Origin of the sequence: Mycobacterium sp. NPDC051804, assembly GCF_044452905.1 — a bacterium.
GTDB lineage: Bacteria > Actinomycetota > Actinomycetes > Mycobacteriales > Mycobacteriaceae > Mycobacterium.
In genome coordinates, this window is the sequence record NZ_JBITCD010000003.1 from 862,382 (window position 1) to 882,022 (window position 19,641).

Consider the following 19,641-nt stretch of genomic DNA (forward strand, 5'->3'; position numbering starts at 1 on the left):
TCCATTTACTTCGGAAGCCGAAACTTCGGTATCCGTAGTATCCTCACAACCCATGGCCGCGTCAAGAGATCTGCCGCCCGACCGCCTGGCGATCGGACAACTGCTGGTGCGACTGCTGCGCGAGTTTCGCGACGATCTCGCCGCACCACGCGTGGATGCCGGGTACGGCGATGTCCGCGAGACACACTTCCAGATCTTTGGCAACATCCGGACGGGCGGTATTCGGCTCACGGAACTGGCCGACCGGGCGCAGCTGAGCCTGGCGGCGGCGTCGGAATTGGTCAACGATCTCGTCGAGCTCGGATATCTCACGCGTCGACCGGACCCATCCGACGGTCGAGCCAAACTCATCGACCTGACCAAGAAGGGGCAGTCGCTGATGGCGGACGCCGGCGGACGGGTCGTCGATATCGAGGACCGGTGGTCGAAGGTCGTCGGCGAACGGAACTTCACACAGATGACCAGGACCATGCAGCGCCTACTGGACGAACTGAACCCGAAGGACGCGCGGAGCTAGTCGGAACCAGTCACCAACGTGGCGACGAAGCTGCGGATGTCGTCGACCGTGAGTTCCACACCGTCGACCTCGAGTGCGATCAGGTCGGACATCAGATCATCGGCGGGCTGACGGCATCGGTTGGCGATCATGACGTCGACGTACTGGTGCAGCGCGTCGGTGGCCCTCGGTGTCAATGGCCCTGCGGCCCACCGGTAGAACAGGGGCCAATCCGTCTCGGGCACACCGAGCGCCTCGCACACAGCTGCGGCGGTGGCTTGGCGGGTACTGGCAGTGCTCATGTCGGCCTCCTCATGCGTTGATCGGGACGACTCCACTGTCTGTTTAGCCCAACTACCAATCATCCGCCGGTGGGCGTAGATCTGACGGGATCGAGGCGTAAATCACGCGGCCCCGCTTACCCGGATACGGGACACACACGAGCCGTTCCATCCCGAAATCGCAGGTGATTGCCGGATATATGCGCCCTAAAGCGGATGTTTCGCCCATCTCGGACACCGGATGCTGAAAGCATGAGCGCGAGTGAGTGGAGCGAGGTTGAGATGGCCGACCTGCTGCCGACGGGCACGGTGACGCTGCTACTCGCCGACGTCGAGGGCTCGACCAAGCTTTGGGAAACCCAGCCGGAGTCGATGTCTACCGCGCTAGCGCGACTGAATCGCACAGCGTCGGCACTAATCGCCGAACACAATGGGGTGCGGCCCGTCGAGCAAGGCGAAGGTGACAGCTTCGTGGCCGCGTTCGCGCGAGCGGCCGACGCGGTGGCGTGCGCTCTCGCCCTTCAGCGCACCGCCCTCGCCCCGATCAAGCTGCGGATCGGCGTGCACACCGGCGATGTGCAGCTTCGCGACGAAGGAAACTACGCGGGCACGACGATCAACAAGACTGCGCGCCTACGCGATCTTGGGCACGGCGGTCAGACAGTGCTTTCGGGCGTCACAGAGGAATTGGTAGAGGATCGCTTGCCCGAGGGTGCTTGGTTGACCGATCTAGGTCGTCACACGCTGCGTGACGTGCCAAGGCCTGTACGCGTCGCACAACTGTGCCATCCGGATTTGCCGCAGGATTTCCCTCCACTACGGACGACCAATAATGCTGTCCCCGAGCAACTTCCGATGCAACTCACGACATTCATCGGACGCACCTCACAAATCGCCGATATCCGAGGGCTTCTCGAAGAGAACCGTCTGTTGACGCTCACAGGCGCGGGCGGGGCGGGCAAGACACGGTTGGCCGTCGAAGTCGCCGGCCAGATGACGGACAAGTTCGCAGATGGGATCTGGTACGCCGACCTAGCGCCGGTCACACATCCCGAGGTGGTACCCGTCACCGTGGCGCGCACGCTCGGCCTACCCGATCAACCGGGTCGCTCCATCACCGACACCTTGCTCGGCTTCGTGCGCGATCGCCACATGCTGTTGGTTCTCGATAACTGCGAACATCTTCTCGAAGCCGGTGCCGCACTGGTGAGCGCGATTCTGGGAGCTTCGGCCCGCACAACTGTCTTGGCCACCAGCCGCGAACCCCTCATGGTCGCCGGCGAAGTCAACTGGCAGGTGCCATCCCTGTCACTGGACGACGAGGCCATCGATCTCTTTGTGGACAGGGCCCACCGCGCGCGGCCCGGTTTCGAGGTCACAGGTGACGACTCCACCGACGTGGCCGAGATCTGTCGCCGACTCGACGGTATGCCGCTGGCCATCGAGCTGGCCGCCGCACGGGTGCGCTCACTGACCCTCGACGAAATTCTCAACAGCCTGCATGACAGGTTCCGCTTACTCACTGGCGGTGCTCGCACCGCGGTTCGCCGTCAGCAGACTCTGCGCGCCTCGGTCGACTGGTCGCACGCCTTGCTGACAGAACCCGAACGCGTTTTGTTCCGCCGCCTCGCGGTGTTCATGGGCGGCTTTGACCTCGAAGCCGCTCAGGCGGTCGCGGGCACCGGTGAAGTAGAACGTTTTCAGGTGCTCGACCAACTGAGTCTGCTCGTCGACAAGTCGTTGGTCGTCGCGGAAGATGCCGATCGCCGAACGCGGTATCGGCTTCTGGAAACCGTGCGTCAATACGCACTGGAAAAGCTGGGTGAGTCGGGAGAAGCCGACAAGATACGCGGACGCCATAGGGACCACTATTCGACGTTGGCTGATCATTTGGATGCGTCGAGAGAGAGCGGCTATGAGCAGCGACTTGCGCAGGCTGTGACCGAATTCGACAACGTGAGGGCTGCGTTTGCGTGGAGCCTCGAAAGCGGTAATCCTGCAGAGGCTTTGGAACTGGCGTCATCGCTACATCCGTTATGGCTCACCCGTGGGCGGATTTCGGAGGGCATCGCGTGGCTGGACACCGCGAGTGCAGCGGGCGAAATCGACCCCGCCATATTGGCGCGTGCGATTGCGGATAAGGCCGTCTTGCGCTCGTGGGTGGATGTCACCGGTATGTACGAGCCGACGATGGAAGCCTTAACGATCGCACGCGACGTCGACGACCCTGCACTGTTGTGTCGTGTGCTCGCCGCATGCGCATGCATCACCGCGCACGAAGCTGACATCGCCCGACCATATTTCACTGAGGCGGTCGCCCTCGCTCGCGAATTGGGCGACTCGTGGCGCCTATGCCAACTACTGGGACGGCAAGCGTACGGATCGATGATCGATGGAACCGTTGCCACCGCGCAATCGCTGGCCCAAGAAGGTTACGGCTTGGCGATGTCTATCGGTGACGACTTCAACGCCCGGCAGTGCCTCATGTACCTCGCCTGGTCGAACATGGATCGCGGGTACGTCGCAACAGCGGTTGCACAATTTCAGGAGATGATCGAGCAGGCCACACGGGCACACGACGCAATGTCCCGGGTCGCCGGCCTGATCTGCAGCGGCTTTGCGCTAGCGTGGCACGGCAATATCGAAGGTGCTCGAAAGACCGCCGCCGACGCGCTTGAAGCTTGCACGGAACTCGGCTTTCTCGTGCAGAACGCGCATCTGACCGTCGTCTGGGCCGAGCTGGCCGCCGGCAATGCCGCAGCTGCAATGCAAGCAGCCGAGGCGGCGCTCGAGAGCGCGACTAACTCGGCTGTGGAGAAAGCCAACTGGACCTGGTCGGCCGAAGCGGCTCTGGCATGCGGCGACCTTGCTCGTGCACGACTCTGGTCGGACGATGCCGTGTCGGGCACCAAGGGAATGTTCTTGTGTCTCGCGCTCGCCGTACGGGTTCGTGTTCACCTCGCCGAGGGGAATTCCGAGCAGGCCGCGAACGATGCCTACGACGGCCTCGCCATCGTGTCCTCGATGGAGGCACACCTCTGCGCCCCCGTCTTTCTCGAGTGTCTTGGCGAAATAGCTCTCGGTGCAGAAAGTTTTCAGCATGCTGTTCGGCTACTCGGTGCAGCCTCCGCGCTCAGAGCTTCTCTCGAACTTCCGCTCTTCAAGGTTCATGAAGAGTGCCACTACGCTGTGGTGACGTCGCTGCGAACGAGCATGACTGACAGTGAATTCGAGGCCGCATGGGCCGAAGGCGCGGCGCTATCGATTGAGGAGGCGATCGCCTACGCACAACGAGGTCGAGGCGAGCGTAAGCGACCGGCCACTGGCTGGGCGTCGCTGACGCCAACCGAACTCGACGTCGTCCGTCTGGTCGCCGAGGGCATACCCAACAAGGACATCGCCACTCGCCTGTTCGTGTCGCCACGGACCGTGCAGTCTCACCTACGGCACGTCTACAACAAGGTCGGCCTCACTTCCCGCGTACAGCTGGCACAGGAAGCTGCGCGGCAGATGGCTACGCCGACGTAGGGCCCGCACGAAGTCGTGAGGGCCCTACGTCGCGAAACGATCTAGTGAGCAGGCGTGCGTCGACCGAACGCATTACGCCAGCCGCGGTGTCGGCCCGTGTCGGTTCCCGTCGGCTGAATCTCGGTCACCTCGTCGGTATTCGAGTACGTGGGCTGCGGCTGCACGGGGTCAGCCACGGGGGTGTCGACATACTCGACGTCGCGCACACTGCGAACTGAGATACGACCCACGGCCGCTGCGGCCACGAACACGATCAGCGCGCCAAGGCCGTAGAAGTACGCCAACTCCAGCGCTACAGACTTGGCCTCCGTCGTAGCGACGGGCGCGCCCGCGTCACCGATACCCACCAGTCCAGCCGCCGCGCGGCCGACCACAAACCAGGCGCCGGCAATGGCGCCGAGCCACGCGCCCAGCATCGCCGTCGCTCGGTTACGCGAGACCAGCAGCAGAAGACCGCCGAGCACGGCGACCGCACCCGGCAGCACCTCGAGCCATCCGCGCGCATCAGTCCACGCCCACGCTCTATCGGGGCTGAAGGCGAAGTCGAAGTACGGTCCGACGAACGGGATCAGAGCGCCCCAGGCACCCAGCAGGATCAGCAGCAATCCGCTCATTGCGCCGCGGCTGCGCTGCATCTTCAGGCGTCCGCCACGGGTCCGAACTCGCGTATCAGTCATGCGGCCTCGCATACCCGAACAGCGGGCGCTGTAACCCGCCGTGACGGCCCCCGGAACAGCCGCGATTAGCTGTGATGAACGCCACCGAAGCGGCGCAACCGCCTCACCTGCGGTCTCCGGTCTTCACAGCCAACTTCCAGCGAGCTGACGGAATAGCTTTAGTTTTGCTAACGATATTTCAATTAGTGGGCTCGATGAGGCGCCCGTTCCAAATCATTTGTGTTATCGAAGGATTCCTCGATGTCCACTGATACTCGTGAAGAGCGCCTTACGCGACGCATCGCCGACCTGGCCGCCAACGACCCTCAGTTCGCCGCAGCCAAACCCGATCCGGCCATCAGCAAGGCGATCGAAGCGCCAGGGCTCCCACTGAGCGAACTCGTCCGCATCGTGATGGAGGGCTACGCCGACCGCCCCGCACTCGGTGAGCGCGCCGTTGAATTCATCAGCGACAAGCGCGGACGCACCACCGCGCAGCTTCTTCCCCATTTCGACACCATCACCTATCGCGAGCTGTCGAGCCGCGTCAATGGGCTCACGAGCTCCCTTGCCGACGTCGCGCACCCCGGTGACGCCGTGGCGATCCTCGGCTTCGCGAGCATCGACTACACCGTCATCGACGTCGCGACCATCGCTCTCGGAGCCGTCTCCGTTCCCCTTCAAACGAGCGCGTCGCTCACGACGCTGCGACCCATCGTCGCCGAAACAGAACCGACGGTTATCGCCTCAAGCATCGATTACGTCGACGACGCAGTCGAACTCATCCTGACCGGCCGTTCGCCTGACACCTTGCTCGTCTTCGACTACCGCCCCGAGATCACCGACCACCGCGAGGCGTACGACGCCGCGCGGGCACGGCTCACAGAAGCCGGTAGCGAAGTCGTCGTGGAGACATTGCAGGATGCGCTCGAACGTGGAAACACGTTGCCCGCCAGGGCTGCTGCCCATCGGGAGGCAGATGACGTGGCGCTCCTGATCTACACGTCCGGCAGCACGGGCGCTCCGAAGGGTGCCATCTACACCCGTGAATTGTTCAGCAAGTTATGGCTGCCACACCACTGGGGTTGGGCCGAGAGCCTCGAACCCTCCATCGTCCTGAGCTTCATGCCGATGAGCCACGTCATGGGGCGCTTCGGCCTCTACGGTGCGCTCGCACACGGTGGCACAGCGTATTTCGCGGCGAAGAGCGATCTGTCGACATTCCTTGAAGATCTCACGCTCGTGCGACCGACACAGCTGTCTTTCGTTCCACGCGTCTGGGACATGCTGTCTGCCGAAGTGCACAGCCGAGTGGGACGGCACGCGGATGACGGCACCGACACCACGACGGACTCCGAACTTCTCGGGGAGGTACGCACGCAATTGATCGGCAATCGCTACCTGAACGCAGTCACCGGGTCGGCTCCGACGTCGCCGGATCTGAAGGCGTGGGTCGAATCATTCCTCGACCTGGACCTGCACGACGGTTACGGCTCCACCGAGGCCGGCGGAGTCCTCCTCGACGGTGAGCTGAAACGCCCGCCGGTTCTCGACTACAAGCTCGTGGATGTGCCCGATCTGGGCTACTTCGGCACCGACCGCCCGTATCCCCGAGGCGAACTGCTGCTCAAAACCACCAACATGTTCCCGGGCTATTACAAGCGCCCCGAAGTGACGGCCGAGGTCTTCGACGAGGACGGCTATTACCGGACCGGCGATGTCGTGGCCGAGATCGGTCCCGATCGGCTGCAGTACGTAGATCGACGCAACTTCGTGCTCAAGCTGTCCCAAGGCGAGTTCGTCACCGCCTCCAAGCTGGAAGCAGTGTTCGAGACCAGCCCGTTGGTGCGCCAGATCTACATCTACGGCAACAGCGCCCGCTCGTACCTACTGGCGGTGGTCGTGCCGACCGACGAAGCATTGGCGAGCCATGACGCGCCGGAACTGCGCGCGCTGATCAGCGAGTCGCTGGCCGATGTCGCGAAGACAGCCGGCCTGCAATCGTTCGAGGTGCCGCGTGACTTCATATTGGAGACAACGGCATTCACGCTGGAGAACGGTCTGCTGACCGGTATCCGCAAGTTGGCGCGCCCCAAGCTGAAGGAGACCTACGCTCCTCGGCTCGAGGAGCTGTACACCGATCTGGCGGAAGGTCAGGCGACGGAGCTGCGCGAACTGCGGGAAAGCGGCGCGACGCACCCCGTCATCGAGACCATCAGCCGAGGGGCCGCAGCGCTGCTGGGTACCGCGGCCAGCGACCTGTCGCCCGACGCGCACTTCACCGATCTCGGCGGCGATTCGTTGTCAGCGTTGACATTCGCCAACCTGCTGCGCGACATCTTCTTCGTCGACGTTCCCGTAGGCGTGATCGTCAGCCCTGCCAACGACCTTGCGGCGCTTGCCGAATACATTGAGGCCGAACGCGCGGGCAGCACCCGCCCGACGTTCGCGTCGGTCCACGGCCGCGGAGCCACCGAGATCCATGCCCGGGATCTGACACTCGGCAAGTTCCTCGATGCCCACACCCTGGCGAACGCCCCGGCGCTGCCGTATCCCAGCCAGGAAGTGCGCACCGTTCTCCTGACGGGCGCGACCGGATTCCTCGGTCGCTACCTGGCACTGGATTGGCTGGAACGAATGAGTCTGGTGGGCGGCAAGGTGATCAGCCTGGTTCGCGCCAAGGACGACGCCGCGGCGAGGCAGCGCCTGGATGAAACCTTCGACAGCGGCGACCCCGCTCTGCTCGATCACTACCGGCGTTTGGCGGCAGGGCATTTGGAGGTGCTCGCCGGCGACAAGGGCGAACCCGGGCTGGGCCTCGACGAAACCACGTGGCAGCGATTGGCCGACACCGTCGACTTGATCGTGGACCCGGCCGCACTGGTCAACCACGTCCTGCCCTACGACCAGCTGTTCGGACCCAACGTCGTCGGCACCGCCGAGTTGATCCGGCTTGCGCTCACCACGAAGTTGAAGCCGTTCGTCTACCTGTCGACGGTCGGTGTCGGCGATCAGATCGAACCGTCCGCTTTCGTCGAAGACGCGGACGTGCGCCAGATGAGCGCGACGCGCGCCGTCAACGACAACTACGCGAACGGCTACGGCAACAGCAAATGGGCCGGCGAGGTGCTACTACGCGAAGCCCACGACCTCAGCGGTCTACCTGTCGAGGTGTTCCGCTGCGACATGATCCTCGCCGAGGCCAAGTACGCCGGACAGCTCAACGTGCCCGACATGTTCACCCGGCTGCTACTGAGCCTGGTGGCCACCGGAATCGCACCCGAGTCGTTCTACGAGTTGGACGACGCCGGACATCGGCAGCGGGCTCACTATGACGGTCTGCCAGTCGATTTCATCGCCGACGCGATCTCCACCCTCGGCGCTCACCACGCACACGGGTTCGAGACGTTCCACGTGATGAACCCGCACGACGATGGCATCGGACTCGACGAGTTCGTCGACTGGCTGGTCGATGCCGGCTATCCGATCGACCGCGTCGCGGACTACGGGGAATGGCTGCAGCGTTTCGAGATGAGCATGCGGGCCCTTCCGGACCGGCAGCGTCAGGCTTCACTGCTGCCGTTGCTGCACAGTTACGCGCAGCCCGCCAAACCGATTCTGGGTTCGTTCGCGACCACCGACCGCTTCCGCGCCGCGGTGCAGGACGCGAAAATCGGCCCAGATAAGGACATTCCACATGTCACGGCGGAGATCATCGTCAAGTACATCTCCGACCTGCAACTGCTTGGTCTGCTGTAGCCGAGGCGTCGGGCTGGTGGACTACACCGCCAGCCCGATGCTGATCAGCACGATCGCGATCAACGGCAGGATCCCCTGGGTGATTGCGGCGCGGGCCTTGTCGGGAGACGACAGCAGCAGCACCAGTGCCGCGGCAAGCATCGAACCGGTGCCCGCAAAGACCAGCGCAATCCCGACATAGTTGTAACCGATTCCGCCGACGACGATGCCCGTCAGAGTGATGATGGCCAAAAAGAGGTTATAGAAGCCCTGGTTGAATGCCATTTCTTTGGTCGCCAGCGCCTGCTCCTCGGTGATGCCGAAGGTCGCTCTCGTGCGTTTGGAGGTCCACGTCAGAGACTCCATCACCCAGATGTAGACGTGCAGCAGAGCGGCCAAGCCGGCGAAGAAGAGTCCCGCGAATCCCATTCCTCATCCTCCTATTCGAAAAGGCCGGGCTGCCCGAAGCCGGTGGCACTTGCAGGCGGCGTCATGCCGAGATGGGTCCAGGCCGCAGCGGTGGCGACGCGTCCGCGCGGCGTCCTGGCGATCATGCCGGCACGCACCAGGAACGGCTCGCACACTTCCTCGACCGTAGTGGCTTCCTCCCCCACCGCAACGGCCAGCGTCGACACCCCGACGGGGCCACCGCCGAAACTGCGTGTCAGCGCTGACAATACGGCGCGATCGAGGCGGTCCAGCCCGAGCTCGTCGACGTCGTACACCGCCAATGCGGATTTGGCGATATCGCGGGTGATGACACCGTCGGCACGGACTTCGGCGAAGTCACGTACCCGGCGCAACAACCGGTTGGCGATGCGCGGTGTCCCGCGCGAACGCCGCGCGACCTCTGCGCCTGCGTCGCCCTGCAGTTCGATACCGAGGATCCCGGCCGACCGGGTCAACACCCTCTCGAGTTCCGCCGGTTCATAGAAGTCCATGTGCGCGGTAAAGCCGAACCTGTCCCGTAGCGGACCGGTCAGCGCTCCCGAGCGGGTCGTGGCGCCGACGAGCGTGAAGGGTGCGACCTCCAATGGAATCGACGTGGCGCCCGGGCCCTTTCCGACGACGACATCGACGCGGAAGTCCTCCATCGCGAGGTAGAGCATCTCTTCGGCGGGCCGTGCGATGCGGTGGATCTCGTCGATGAACAACACGTCGTGCTCGACGAGGTTCGACAGCATGGCTGCCAGGTCACCCGCGCGTTCGAGTGCGGGCCCGGACGTGACCCGTAGCGAGGTGCCCAACTCGGCCGCGATGATCATTGCCAAGGAGGTCTTGCCGAGGCCCGGCGGGCCGGACAGCAGGATGTGATCCGGTGTGCCACCGCGATTCTTGGCCCCTTCGAGAACCAGCTGCAGCTGCTCACGCACACGCGGCTGACCGATGAACTCCGCGAGTGACCGCGGCCGCAGGCTGGCGTCGATGTCCCCCTCTCCGACTGTCAGTGCCGGGGTGACCTCACGGTCTTCCGGTCCTTCGTCCTCGAACCGGTTCATTTCTTACCCAGCATCGACAGGGCCGAGCGCAAAGCCGAGGTCTGGTTGGCCTCAGGCTCGTTGGCCAGCACTTTGTCGGTGGCCTCCTCGGCCTGCTTGAGCGCAAAGCCAAGGCCGACAAGCGCTTCCACGACGGGGCCACGGACGGCATGACCATTGACGGCAGCAGCGCCAGACGGCGTGATCGCACCCATCTTGTCGCGCAGGCTCAGTGCCATCAGCTCAGCGGTCTTCTTGCCCACCTTGGGGATCCTGGTCAACGCCGTGATGTCACCTTCGGCGATCGCGCGCCGCAGCGTGGGCCCGTCGTACATCGCGAGGGCACCAAGGGCGATGCTCGGCCCGATGCCGGACACCGCCAGCAAGGTCAGGAAGAGATTGCGGGCGTCGGAGTCGGAAAAGCCGTACAGCGTCATCGAATCCTCGCGCACGATCATCGCCGTGATCAGCCGCGCCTCGTCGCCGCGGTGCAGCGTCGCCAGCGTGGTGGGGGTCGCCATCACCTTGTAGCCGACGCCTGCGGCCTCGATGACGACGTGGTCGAGGGCGATGTCGATGACCTCGCCGCGAACAGATGCAATCATCGTGCCGCCTTTGCCTTCGCCTTGATCGTCGCCTTGTACTTCCGTTGCTGCTCGGCCGCCATGGCCTCGGCCGCGGCCATCCGCGCGATCATCGGCGCCCGCCAGCAGTGACAGATCGCCAGCGCCAGGGCGTCGGCCGCGTCGGCGGGTGTCGGCTTTGCCTGCAGGGCAAGGATTTTGGTGACCATCGTGGTGACCTGCGCCTTGTCCGCTCGGCCGTTACCGGTGACGGCGGCCTTCACCTCGCTCGGCGTATGGAAATACACCTCGATGTTGCGCTTGGCGGCGGCGAGCGCGATGACACCACCGGCCTGCGCGGTGCCCATCGCCGTGTTTGCGTTCTGGTTGGCGAACACCCGCTCGATCGCGAGCACGTCGGGCCGGTGGGTGTCCATCCAGTACTCGACGGCGTCGCTGATGGTGAGCAGCCTGCGATGCAGCGGCTCGTCGGACGGTGTGCGCACGACGTCGACGTCCAGCGCGATGACCCGTCGCCCGGTACCGCCCTCGATGACGGACAGCCCACACCGCGTCAACCCCGGGTCGACACCCATCACCCGCACGGGCCAGCTCCTTGCCTGTGAACACCTGTTCGAAAAAGCTTAACGCCGACAGCAGACACCACAGGCACCCGACACGCCCCGACTAGATGACCATGTGCCCCGAGCGCCCGCCGGAAGCGACTTCCAGAGCGATCTCGTTGATGCGGCGTGTGGACCCGTTCCATCCGCGCACGAGCTCCCGGCCCACCTGATGGCCGTTGCGTTCCACGGTGACCACCCACCGCACACCGCAGAACTTCGCCAAGAACCAGAACGGCCACAACAGCGCGAACAGGACGCCGATGATCACTTCGAACAAGCCGAACGTGAGGTCGAGGGCGTCGCCGGGGAACGGCCACATCCGGCGATTGATCGACCAGACGCTGCCGTTGGGATCTGTGAGAACTGCCACGTTGATCATCTTCCTTGCAGTAAGGGGCAATCCGCGCAATTGAGGCCGCAACTCGCGACGCGTCGATGTGACTGGAGTGGCCATGCCAGTGCGCGGCCCGCTACCGTCGCCAAGAGACCCGACCCCGACCCCGTGGAGCTGATCTCAGCCGATGCCCAACGAGAACGAACTGGAAACCGCAACAAATCTCGCCGTCACCTTGGCGTGGGCGGCAGGCGCCATGACCGCCGCGTACCTGCTGGGAGTGGTGCTGACCTGGGTGCTGGGTCGCCTGGGCCGCCGCAGCGCGATGCTCTGCGACGTCGCGGAACTCACCCGGATGCCGGTGCGGGCCACACTGATGGTCATTGCGGCGACAATCAGCGTGCAGCGGACGTCGGATCCGGCCGACAACTGGCGCAGAATGGTCGACCACTCGCTGGTGATCCTGCTGATCCTGGGACTGACCTGGCTGCTCACCAGCCTCGTCCGCGTTGCGGAACGCCGCATGATCGCTCGGTTCGGCGGCGGCGGTGAGGAGATTTCCGACGCCGATCGCCGGTGGCGGCGCGTTCGTACGCAGGTCACGGTCCTGCGCAGGCTCGCCATCGCGATCGTCGTCATCTTCGGCGGTGCCGCAATTCTGATGACCTTCCCGGCGTTCTCCGATATCGGGACGACGGTGTTCGCATCGGCCGGTGTCCTGTCCGTCGTCGCGGGCCTGGCCGCGCAAACGTCACTCGGGGCGGTGTTCGCGGGCATGCAGATCGCGTTCTCCGGCGCCATCCGCGTCGGCGACGTGGTGCAGCTCGAGAACGGCCAGTGGTGGGGACGCGTCGAAGAAATCACCCTGAGCTACGTCGTGGTGCGCCTGTGGGACGAGCGGCGACTCGTGCTGCCGTCGACCTACTTCACGACCGAACCGTTCGAGAACTGGACCCGCAGCGACACCGAGATCATGGGCAGCGTCGAGTTCGACGTCGACTTCTCGGTGCCGTTCAACGACATGCGCGCCGAACTGGATCGGCTGCTCGCCCAGAACGAGCTGTGGGACGGCCGGCGTGGCGTCCTGCAGGTGACCGATGCGGTGGGCGGTGTGGTCCGGGTGCGCATTGTGGTCAGTGCGCCGAACGCGGGTGCACTGTTCGATCTGCGGTGTGCGGTGCGCGAGGGCATGGTGGATTGGGTGCAGCACACGCAGGTGCTGCCGACACAGCGCATCGAAGAAGCCGCACCGACCGAGCCCCGCAAGCGCGCCGATGACGACGGCGCAACACACCGGGTGGCGTCCGGAATGTTCTCCGGCAGCCCGGAGGCCGAGGAGCGCGCCCGCGCCTTCGACGAGCACATCGACTACGAGGGTGAGTTCGCCCGGTCCTCCAACGGGAGCGGCTGAGCCGGTTCGGCCAGTGCGACGCCGCGATACTGCGGGCCCAGTGCGGCGCCTGCGGCGAGCAGCGGCGCGGTGTCGCGCATCGTGCGCGCCAATACGAACGCGCCTTCCAGAGCGCTGATGAGCGCCAAGGTGACCTGACGAGCGAGCTGCGGCTCCAGACCGCGGGCGACAAAGTAGGCGGTGCCGCCCTCAATCCAGCCGCGGAACACCGTGGCCGACGTGTCACGCAGCTCCTCAACTGTGTCGGCCACTTCAGCGGCGACGCTGGCGACTGGGCACATGTTCGCGAATCCGGTGGTGGACATGTCCTCGGCAGCCTGGGCGAAAACACCCTCTAGCGCCTGGCCGAGGTCGGTGTATTCGTCGATGAGTGTCGGGATGAGCAGCGCGTATGCCACACCCGCGTTGATCAGCGCCTCGCGCGCGATCTGGACCTTGCCGCCACGGAAGTGGTGATACAGCGACCCGATCGGCGCGCCGGAGGCCTGGGCGATGTCCTTCATGCCCACCGCCGCGTACCCGCGGTGCCGCATCAGTTCCGCGGCGGCGGTGAGGATCGATTCGCGCGTGGACCTTGCCATTGTCGCCTCCTGCAGACAGACTAGAGCATACGTTCTAGAATCAGCGTTCTAATTAGGGGAAGGTAGCCATGAAATCCGTCGACGTTCCTGCCGGGACCATCGAATACCGCGAGGAAGGCGATCCGACGGGTCCGCCGGTGGTGCTGCTGCACGGCCTACTGATGAACGACACGCAGTGGAACCTCGCATTGCCCCATCTGCCGGCGGGCTACCGCTACGTGTTGCCGGTTCTGCCGATCGGCGGGCACCGCATCCCGATGCGTGAGGAGGCCGATTTGACGATGCCCGGCATGGTCGACGTCGTCGCCGATTTCCTGGACGCGCTGGACCTCGCCGACGTCACGCTCGTCGTCTCCGACTGGGGCGGTCCGCTGCTCCTCACAGACGTCGGACGCGACAAACGCGTCACGCGACTCGTGATCTGCCCGTCGGAGGCGTACGACAACTTCCCGCCCGGGTTCCCCGGCAAGGTCACATGGGTGGGCACCCGCACCACCGGCACCGTCAAGCTGGCGATGCAGCAGCTACGCATCGGCTGGTTGCGCCGGCGATTCTTCCTGTTCGGCATGATGGCCGCCAAGCCCATTCCCCAGGACATCATCGAGGCGTGGACGGATGCGGGCATCGCCGACGTGCGAATCCGCCGTGATCTGCTGAAGTACGCGCGCACCAAGATCGACAAGCCCTGGTTGGTGCGGGCCACCAACCGGCTGGCGGAGTTCTCCGGTGACGTGCTGGTGTTGTGGAGCCGCAACCGCGTGATGCCGGTCGCGCACGCCGAGGCTTTGGCCCAATTGACCGGCGGCACACTACATTACGTTGACGACGCCAAGGTGCTGATCATGCTCGACCAGCCGCAGGAAACCGCGCGAGCGATCGGCGAGTTCCTCAAGAGCTGAGCGCGTGCTCTAGTCCTCGTCGAGTTGGGCCGCGACGTCGTCGGGAATGTCCATGTTGGTGAAGACGTCCTGCACGTCGTCGCTGTCTTCGAGCGCATCGACGAGCTTGAGCACCTTGCGTGCACCATCGAGGTCGACCGGCACTGTCACCGACGGCTGGAAGCTGGCTTCCGCCGACTCGTAGTCGATTCCGGCTTCCTGAAGTGCGGTACGGACGGCTACGAGATCGGTTGGCTCACAAACAATTTCGAAGCTGTCATCGAGATCGTTGATCTCTTCCGCGCCGGCTTCGAGCACTGCGGTCAGCACGTCGTCCTCGGTCTGGCCGTTCTTCTCGAGGGTGACAACGCCCTTGCGGGAGAACAGATAGGAGACCGAACCCGGATCTGCCATATTGCCGCCGTTGCGGGTCATCGCGACACGCACCTCGCCCGCGGCGCGGTTGCGGTTGTCGGTGAGGCATTCGATCAACACAGCGACACCATTGGGGCCATAACCCTCGTAGGTGATGTTCTGATAGTCGGCGCCACCGGCTTCTTCGCCTGCGCCGCGCTTGCGGGCACGCTCGATGTTGTCGTTTGGTACCGAAGACTTCTTCGCCTTCTGGATCGCGTCGTAGAGCGTCGGGTTTCCGGCAGGGTCACCGCCGCCGACTCGCGCGGCCACTTCGACGTTCTTGATCAGTTTCGCGAAGTTCTTGCCGCGGCGTGCGTCGATGACGGCCTTCTTGTGCTTTGTGGTCGCCCACTTGGAATGGCCGCTCATGCGTGTACTGCTCACTTCCTGAAGTCGTACTCAAGGTCCGACCGACGAGTCTACGTGGACATTTGTCGCCTACCGAACCGCGTCGGGCGGGGTCATCGCGACGATGTGGTAACCGACGCCGGCCGGCCAGCCGAGGTGACCCCCGAGATGCAGTTGTATCCACGTCGGCGTGCCGGACGGATCATCGGTGAACGTCGCTGCGGCGTCGACGATTGCACCCACGTCGCCCGAGGCCCGAAGGACAACGGAGACGGTCAGCGTCGAGTCGCCGAGAGCGGCTCTGTCGTAGGCGAGGCTGTCGGGCACGAAGAACGACGTCGAGAAGTTCGGCACGCGGATACCGCGCGGCGCGTTCGGGGCCCTGCGCAGCATCAGGCCGGAAATCTGCGGCTTTCCGTCGAACCACGCCGTGCCGACGTACTCGGTGCGCCGCGCTTCGCCGCCACCGGGCAGCCGCACGACCGTGTCGATCCTCGGCTGCGGCTCGAGTTCGACCATCGTCGTCATGTCAGGTCTCCTTCGATGTAGTGCTGCAGGTTCGGCGCAATCGCTGCGACGAGCTCGTCGTCGGTCATGGATGCCACCGGTTCGATCTTCCAGACGAACCGCATCATGGCCAAGCCCATGATCTGCGAGGAGATCAGGCCGCTGCGCCGCAGCCGATCCCGCTCGTCGACGCCGAGCTGCGATACCCCCATGAGGCTGCTCTCGACGACGCGGCGCAGCTTCTCGCGCGTCGCCTCGTCGTGGGCGGCGGTGAGCAGGACTGCGCGCAGCACCGGGCCGATCTCGTCGTCAGCCCACGCCCCCAGCATCAGCCGCAACAGCGCCGTACCGAGCTCGCTCACCGGCGTCGTCCATGTGCGGGCGACGCTCTCCAGCCAACGCTGCGGCGGGTTGGTCGAGGCGTCGAGCAGCGCTTCCTTCGAACCGAAGTAGTGGTAGACGAGCGCGGGATCGACATCGGCCGCCCTCGCCACCGCCCTGATCGTCGTGCCGGCCCAGCCGTGGTGGGCGAATTCGTCGCGGGCGGCGGCGAGGATGCGCGCGGACAGCACTCCCCGCTCGTCTCGGGGTCCGGGCTGTGTGTTCTTCGGCACGATCGACAGCCTATCAAAAGTTTCACGTTGCGTTGAGACTAGTTTCAACGTAGCGTGAAACCCATGACCGAACGCCATCTCAACGGGTTGCAGACCACCGGGCGCGAATACCGGAACCTGAGCCGTCCGCAATTCAAGATCCGCAGTGACGACAGCACCCGCGTCCCGATGCGTGACGGCGTCACCCTGCTGGCCGACGTCCATCGCCCGAAGGCGGATGGCAGGTTCCCGGCATTGATCGCCGCGTCGCCCTACCCGCGCCAGATGCAGGACTTCGGCGCGCCCGCCGGTTTCATCGAGGCCGGTGCCACCGACTTCTGGGTGTCGCGCGGATACGTCCACGTGATCGCGAACATCCGCGGCACGAGCGGCTCCGGTGGCACGTTCGGATTCTTCGACCCGCAGGAACGCCAGGACATGTTCGACCTCGTCGAATGGGCCGCGGCTCAATCGTGGTGCGACGGCAATGTCGGGATGATCGGCATCAGCTACTTCGCGATGACCCAGCTCGAAGCGGCCGTCGAGAAGCCACCGCATCTCAAGGCGATCTTTCCCGTCGCGGTCACCGCGGACCTGTATGAGGCGGCCGCCCACCACGGTCTGGCCAGCACGTCGTTCATCACGCCCTTCCTGTCGATGATGGGTCTGACGTCCGACCGCAGCGACGGCTTCTGGCGCCGCAACCCCGCGATCGCCTTGGCCCGCAAGGTACTCAATACGCCGCCACTGCACCGCAAGTTCGCGACGATGAACGGCGAAGCTGCCGTGACGATGATGCGCGCGCTGCTGAAGCTGCCGCACAGCCCCCATCCGTGGGACGACCTCTGGCTGGACACGGTCGTGAAGCATCCGCTGCGCGACGACTGGTGGGAGGCGCGAAACCTGTTGCCCCTGCTGAAGAACATCGACATCCCGGTGTATCTGGGCTGCGACTGGGAGAACGTGCCCCTGCACCTGCCGTCGACCTTCGCCGCATGGGAAGCGTTGGCGGACAACCCGAATGTGCGGATGGCACTCCTGGGCGAGTTCGGGCTCACGTGGCCGTGGGAAAGTCTGCACCACGAGGCGTTGGCGTGGTACGACCACTGGCTCAAGGGGTACGACACCGGCATCATGGACGGATCGCCGATCCGCTACGTGCTGCCCGGCGCCGACGGCTGGCACACCGCCGACGAATGGCCGCCCGCCGCAACGTCTCGCACGGAGTTCGCACTGTGCGCCGACGGCTCGCTGGACACCGCCGAGGGCACGCCCGGGAGTCGTGAATACCTGACCCTCGGCGCGGGCCTCAACCGGGTCAAGCCCAGCCCCATCGATCCCCCGGCGCTGCTGTCGTGGACCAGCGCGCCGCTGACCGAGACGATCGACGTCGTCGGCGATGTCGAATTACGCCTTGTCGCATCGGCAACCGCCTCCGACACCGGGTGGATCGCGACGCTCGAGCACGTTGCCGCCGATGGCACCACCAGCGAGGTGACGGCCGGGTGGCTGAGGGCGAGCCTGCGCGATGTCGACGGCGTCGCCAGCCGGGCGGGAGCACCCGTGCTGCCGTGCCGGACGTTCAGGGCCGTGCCGATCGGCGAAGAGGTCGAGTATCGGATTCCGTTGGTGTCCAACGCCCGCCGCTTCGCCGCCGGGGACCGCATCCGGCTCACGCTCACGAGCGACGATCAGGATCCGAACACCCCCGCGATCATGAACTTCCGGCACGCGAGCGTGGGTACCAGCAGCCTGAACACGGTGTTCTCATCATCTCGGCTGGTCCTGCCCGTTCAGGGCTGACGTGAGGTCGACCACACACGTCTTTCGCTCTATCTTACTCCGGAGTAAGATAATGGAATGTCGTTCGATCTCGAACTGTCACCCGACCTCGTCCACATCCGCGACTGGGTCCATGAATTCGCCGCCGATGTGATTCGGCCGGCCGCCTCCGAATGGGATGAGCGCGAAGAAACCCCGTGGCCGATCATCCAGGAGGCCGCGAAGGTCGGCGTCTACTCCGTGGAGTTCTTCGCCGAGCAGGCCGGCGAACCATCTGGCCTCGGCATGCTCGTCGCGTTCGAGGAAATGTTTTGGGGCGACGCGGGAATCGCCCTGTCGATTCTCGGCACCGGCCTGGCTGCGGCGTCGCTGGCCGGCGGCGGAACCCCCGAGCAGATGGCCGAGTTCCTGCCGCAGATGTTCGGCACCGTCGACGATCCGAAGGTGGGCTCCTTCTGTTCGTCGGAGCCCGGCGCGGGTTCGGACGTCGGCGCGATCCTGACGCGTGCGCGCTATGACGAGGCCACCGACGAATGGGTGCTCAACGGTACGAAGACGTGGGCGACCAATGGCGGCATAGCCGAGGTCCACATCGTCGTCGCGTCGGTGTATCCCGAACTGGGCAGCCGCGGCCAAGCGTCGTTCATCATCCCGCCGAAAACCCCCGGATTCCGGCAGGGCCAGAAGTTCCTCAAGCACGGCATCAGGGCATCGCACACGGCCGAGGTGGTGCTCGACGACGTCCGCATCCCCGGCCGCCTGATCGTCGGTGGCAGAGACAAATTCGAGGAGCGCATCGCGCGGGTCCGCGAGGGCAAGAGTTCGAAAGGTCAAGCCGCGATGGCCACCTTCGAGCGCACCCGCCCGACCGTCGGCGCGATGGCGGTCGGAGTGGCCCGCGCGGCATATGAGTACGCGCTGGACTACGCGTTGCAGCGTGAGCAGTTCGGCCGCAAGATCGGCGAATTCCAGGCGATCGCGTTCAAATTGGCGGACATGAAGGCCCGGGTGGACGCCGCCCGGTTGCTCGTGTGGCGGGCGGGCTGGATGGCCCGCAACGGCAAGCCGTTCGACAACGCTGAGGGGTCGATGGCCAAACTCGTCGCGAGTGAGGCCGCCGTCTATGTCACCGACGAGGCGATACAGATCCTCGGCGGCAACGGCTATACGCGTGAATATCCCGTCGAACGGATGCACCGCGACGCCAAGATCTTCACCATCTTCGAAGGCACCAGCGAAATTCAGCGGCTGGTCATCGGTCGCGCGGTGACGGGTCTCCCCATCCGCTAGTTTGTTGCGATTTGTGCACCCTTGGGAGCGCTGAGCGCTCTGTTCTGTTCGGGGACATCGCTGACAGGTTGATGTCTCGGGACATCGCTGACACCTAAGTAGGGCCGTGAGCAGGATGGTTCATGGCCCAGAAG

At 64.8% G+C, this 19,641-nt stretch carries 18 protein-coding genes; 7 read left to right on the plus strand and 11 right to left on the minus strand.

Going from position 1 to position 19,641, the window contains the following annotated elements; genetic code table 11:
* Window positions 1-52 precede the first annotated feature (52 nt).
* A complete protein-coding gene (locus ACIA48_RS15320; protein ID WP_396732665.1) occupies window positions 53-517 on the plus strand; it encodes a MarR family winged helix-turn-helix transcriptional regulator in 465 nt (154 codons plus the stop codon).
* Here the strand turns inward: ACIA48_RS15320 and ACIA48_RS15325 are convergent.
* Window positions 514-798 carry a hypothetical protein gene (locus ACIA48_RS15325; RefSeq protein ID WP_396732668.1) on the minus strand — a complete coding sequence of 95 codons (285 nt, stop codon included), beginning with the start codon at window positions 796-798 and terminating at the stop codon, window positions 514-516. The two genes, ACIA48_RS15320 and ACIA48_RS15325, sit on opposite strands and share 4 nt — an antisense overlap.
* A 261-nt stretch (window positions 799-1,059) precedes the next feature.
* On the opposite strand from ACIA48_RS15325, the gene ACIA48_RS15330 reads away from it, so the two are divergent.
* The gene (locus ACIA48_RS15330) at window positions 1,060-4,305 is read left to right on the plus strand and encodes a LuxR family transcriptional regulator (protein WP_396732892.1); all 3,246 of its coding nucleotides are present in this window, start codon (window positions 1,060-1,062) and stop codon (window positions 4,303-4,305) included.
* A 41-nt stretch (window positions 4,306-4,346) separates the two neighbouring features.
* Here the strand turns inward: ACIA48_RS15330 and ACIA48_RS15335 are convergent, their stop codons facing one another.
* Window positions 4,347-4,982 (minus strand): hypothetical protein, encoded by a 636-nt coding sequence (locus ACIA48_RS15335; protein ID WP_396732671.1) that lies wholly within the window; start codon window positions 4,980-4,982, stop codon window positions 4,347-4,349.
* Between the two features lie 240 nt (window positions 4,983-5,222).
* Between ACIA48_RS15335 and car the strand changes: the two genes are divergently transcribed.
* Complete coding sequence (car, locus tag ACIA48_RS15340) at window positions 5,223-8,720, plus strand: carboxylic acid reductase (protein WP_396732674.1); 3,498 nt, start codon at window positions 5,223-5,225, stop codon at window positions 8,718-8,720.
* Between the two features lie 21 nt (window positions 8,721-8,741).
* Here car and ACIA48_RS15345 read toward each other — a convergent pair whose 3' ends face one another.
* From ACIA48_RS15345 to ACIA48_RS15365, 5 genes are all read right to left on the minus strand, one after another.
* Window positions 8,742-9,128: a DUF1304 domain-containing protein gene (locus ACIA48_RS15345; protein ID WP_396732677.1), complete on the minus strand. Its 387-nt coding sequence runs from the start codon at window positions 9,126-9,128 to the stop codon at window positions 8,742-8,744.
* A gap of 11 nt (window positions 9,129-9,139) precedes the next feature.
* Window positions 9,140-10,198, minus strand: coding sequence for a Holliday junction branch migration DNA helicase RuvB (gene ruvB / locus ACIA48_RS15350; RefSeq protein WP_396732680.1), 1,059 nt, complete (start codon window positions 10,196-10,198; stop codon window positions 9,140-9,142).
* The gene (ruvA, locus tag ACIA48_RS15355) at window positions 10,195-10,782 is read right to left on the minus strand and encodes a Holliday junction branch migration protein RuvA (RefSeq protein WP_396732683.1); all 588 of its coding nucleotides are present in this window, start codon (window positions 10,780-10,782) and stop codon (window positions 10,195-10,197) included. The genes ruvB and ruvA overlap by 4 nt, the downstream gene beginning before the upstream one ends.
* Complete coding sequence (ruvC, locus tag ACIA48_RS15360) at window positions 10,779-11,345, minus strand: crossover junction endodeoxyribonuclease RuvC (protein WP_396732686.1); 567 nt, start codon at window positions 11,343-11,345, stop codon at window positions 10,779-10,781. The genes ruvA and ruvC overlap by 4 nt, the downstream gene beginning before the upstream one ends.
* Window positions 11,346-11,427: 82 nt before the next feature.
* Window positions 11,428-11,736: a hypothetical protein gene (locus ACIA48_RS15365; protein ID WP_396732688.1), complete on the minus strand. Its 309-nt coding sequence runs from the start codon at window positions 11,734-11,736 to the stop codon at window positions 11,428-11,430.
* Window positions 11,737-11,887: 151 nt separating this feature from the next.
* On the opposite strand from ACIA48_RS15365, the gene ACIA48_RS15370 reads away from it, so the two are divergent.
* Window positions 11,888-13,111, plus strand: a complete 1,224-nt coding sequence (locus tag ACIA48_RS15370) for a mechanosensitive ion channel family protein (RefSeq protein ID WP_396732690.1) — start codon at window positions 11,888-11,890, stop codon at window positions 13,109-13,111.
* Here ACIA48_RS15370 and ACIA48_RS15375 read toward each other — a convergent pair.
* The gene (locus ACIA48_RS15375) at window positions 13,069-13,692 is read right to left on the minus strand and encodes a TetR/AcrR family transcriptional regulator (protein WP_396732693.1); all 624 of its coding nucleotides are present in this window, start codon (window positions 13,690-13,692) and stop codon (window positions 13,069-13,071) included. The two genes, ACIA48_RS15370 and ACIA48_RS15375, sit on opposite strands and share 43 nt — an antisense overlap.
* A gap of 68 nt (window positions 13,693-13,760) precedes the next feature.
* On the opposite strand from ACIA48_RS15375, the gene ACIA48_RS15380 reads away from it, so the two are divergent.
* Window positions 13,761-14,591 (plus strand): alpha/beta fold hydrolase, encoded by an 831-nt coding sequence (locus ACIA48_RS15380; RefSeq protein WP_396732696.1) that lies wholly within the window; start codon window positions 13,761-13,763, stop codon window positions 14,589-14,591.
* A gap of 9 nt (window positions 14,592-14,600) precedes the next feature.
* On the opposite strand, the gene ACIA48_RS15385 is transcribed toward ACIA48_RS15380, so the two are convergent.
* The 3 genes from ACIA48_RS15385 to ACIA48_RS15395 form a co-directional block, all read right to left on the minus strand.
* Complete coding sequence (locus ACIA48_RS15385; RefSeq protein WP_396732699.1) at window positions 14,601-15,356, minus strand: YebC/PmpR family DNA-binding transcriptional regulator; 756 nt, start codon at window positions 15,354-15,356, stop codon at window positions 14,601-14,603.
* Between the two features lie 69 nt (window positions 15,357-15,425).
* Complete coding sequence (locus ACIA48_RS15390) at window positions 15,426-15,863, minus strand: hypothetical protein (RefSeq protein WP_396732702.1); 438 nt, start codon at window positions 15,861-15,863, stop codon at window positions 15,426-15,428.
* Window positions 15,860-16,456, minus strand: a complete 597-nt coding sequence (locus ACIA48_RS15395) for a TetR family transcriptional regulator (RefSeq protein WP_396732704.1) — start codon at window positions 16,454-16,456, stop codon at window positions 15,860-15,862. Before ACIA48_RS15395 ends, ACIA48_RS15390 begins: the two co-directional genes overlap by 4 nt.
* A 63-nt stretch (window positions 16,457-16,519) precedes the next feature.
* On the opposite strand from ACIA48_RS15395, the gene ACIA48_RS15400 reads away from it, so the two are divergent.
* Window positions 16,520-18,238, plus strand: coding sequence for a CocE/NonD family hydrolase (locus tag ACIA48_RS15400; RefSeq protein ID WP_396732707.1), 1,719 nt, complete (start codon window positions 16,520-16,522; stop codon window positions 18,236-18,238).
* Between the two features lie 57 nt (window positions 18,239-18,295).
* Window positions 18,296-19,507 (plus strand): acyl-CoA dehydrogenase family protein, encoded by a 1,212-nt coding sequence (locus ACIA48_RS15405; RefSeq protein WP_396732710.1) that lies wholly within the window; start codon window positions 18,296-18,298, stop codon window positions 19,505-19,507.
* Window positions 19,508-19,641: the final 134 nt, after the last annotated feature.